Source organism: Halalkalibacter hemicellulosilyticusJCM 9152 (genome assembly GCF_000513115.1).
GTDB classification, from domain to species: domain Bacteria; phylum Bacillota; class Bacilli; order Bacillales; family Bacillaceae_D; genus Halalkalibacter; species Halalkalibacter hemicellulosilyticus.
Genome location: NZ_BAUU01000094.1, coordinates 1 through 1,197, shown reverse-complemented (window position 1 = coordinate 1,197; position 1,197 = coordinate 1). Strand labels below are relative to the sequence as shown.

10 tRNA genes are annotated in these 1,197 nt (G+C 48.1%); all 10 read right to left on the bottom strand.

The features are described from left to right. Nucleotides 1-167: 167 nt before the first annotated feature. Nucleotides 168-244, bottom strand: a tRNA-Ile gene (locus tag JCM9152_RS21040). 42 nt (nucleotides 245-286) lie between these two features. Further along, nucleotides 287-360: transfer RNA gene (locus JCM9152_RS21035), tRNA-Gly, on the bottom strand. 73 nt (nucleotides 361-433) lie between these two features. Then, nucleotides 434-510 (bottom strand) — tRNA-Pro (locus JCM9152_RS21030). A gap of 6 nt (nucleotides 511-516) precedes the next feature. Next, a tRNA-Arg gene (locus JCM9152_RS21025) sits at nucleotides 517-593 on the bottom strand. 36 nt (nucleotides 594-629) lie between these two features. Next, nucleotides 630-716, bottom strand: a tRNA-Leu gene (locus JCM9152_RS21020). Between the two features lie 30 nt (nucleotides 717-746). Next, nucleotides 747-828: transfer RNA gene (locus tag JCM9152_RS21015), tRNA-Leu, on the bottom strand. A gap of 8 nt (nucleotides 829-836) precedes the next feature. Further along, nucleotides 837-913, bottom strand: a tRNA-Asp gene (locus JCM9152_RS21010). Between the two features lie 5 nt (nucleotides 914-918). Continuing rightward, nucleotides 919-994: transfer RNA gene (locus JCM9152_RS21005), tRNA-Val, on the bottom strand. A 32-nt stretch (nucleotides 995-1,026) separates the two neighbouring features. Continuing rightward, nucleotides 1,027-1,098 (bottom strand) — tRNA-Glu (locus JCM9152_RS21000). Nucleotides 1,099-1,105: 7 nt separating this feature from the next. After that, a tRNA-Ser gene (locus JCM9152_RS20995) sits at nucleotides 1,106-1,196 on the bottom strand. Between the last annotated feature and the right edge of the window lies 1 nt (nucleotide 1,197).

Below are 1,197 nucleotides of genomic sequence, written 5' to 3'. Positions count from 1 at the left end.
TAAGCTCAATTAAATCATAAAACATTGACGAGATTCCTTGTTGCTTACGCAACAATTATCTCTTTTTCGCTTGGCTTTTGTTCAGTTTTCAAAGAACTTTTCCTTATATCGCTCTAAAGCGACTTTTTAAGTTTAAATCCTCATTCAATTATAGTCAAGTGTTTTTTTGGTGGGCCTGAGTGGACTCGAACCACCGACCTCACGCTTATCAGGCGTGCGCTCTAACCAGCTGAGCTACAGGCCCTAAAAAAGGCATAAAAAAAGCACCTAACCAATATTTGATTGTTGGAGCGGGTGATGAGAATCGAACTCACGACATCAGCTTGGAAGGCTGAGGTTTTACCACTAAACTACACCCGCAAATTATAACAAACTAATAATGACGACAAATCTTATAGTACACTATTTAAACAATAATTGCAACCTTTTTTCATGGTCGGGAAGACAGGATTTGAACCTGCGACCCCTTGGTCCCAAACCAAGTGCTCTACCAAGCTGAGCTACTTCCCGATAAAATGGCACGCCCTGAGAGATTCGAACTCCCGACCTTTTGGTTCGAAGCCAAACACTCTATCCAGCTGAGCTAAGGGCGCACGTGTAATTCTTAGTATATACAATGGTTATTAAATTGGTGCGGTTGAGAGGACTCGAACCTCCACGGGGTCAACCCCCACTAGGCCCTCAACCTAGCGCGTCTGCCATTCCGCCACAACCGCATTAACACCATTATTCTTTTCACTTTCAAGTGCGGGTGAAGGGAGTCGAACCCCCACGTCATAAGACACTAGATCCTAAGTCTAGCGCGTCTGCCAATTCCGCCACACCCGCGAAATAAGTGGCGGTCCGGACGGGACTCGAACCCGCGACCTCCTGCGTGACAGGCAGGCATTCTAACCAACTGAACTACCGGACCACTAATGGTGGAGGATGACGGGATCGAACCGCCGACCCCCTGCTTGTAAGGCAGGTGCTCTCCCAGCTGAGCTAATCCTCCATATAAGAATTCTAATCTTCACTATGAAAATATGACCCGTACGGGATTCGAACCCGTGTTACCGCCGTGAAAGGGCGGTGTCTTAACCGCTTGACCAACGGGCCAAAAAAGTGGCGGAGAAGGAGGGATTTGAACCCTCGCGCCGCGTAAACGACCTACACCCTTAGCAGGGGCGCCCCTTCAGCCACTTGGGTACTTCTCCA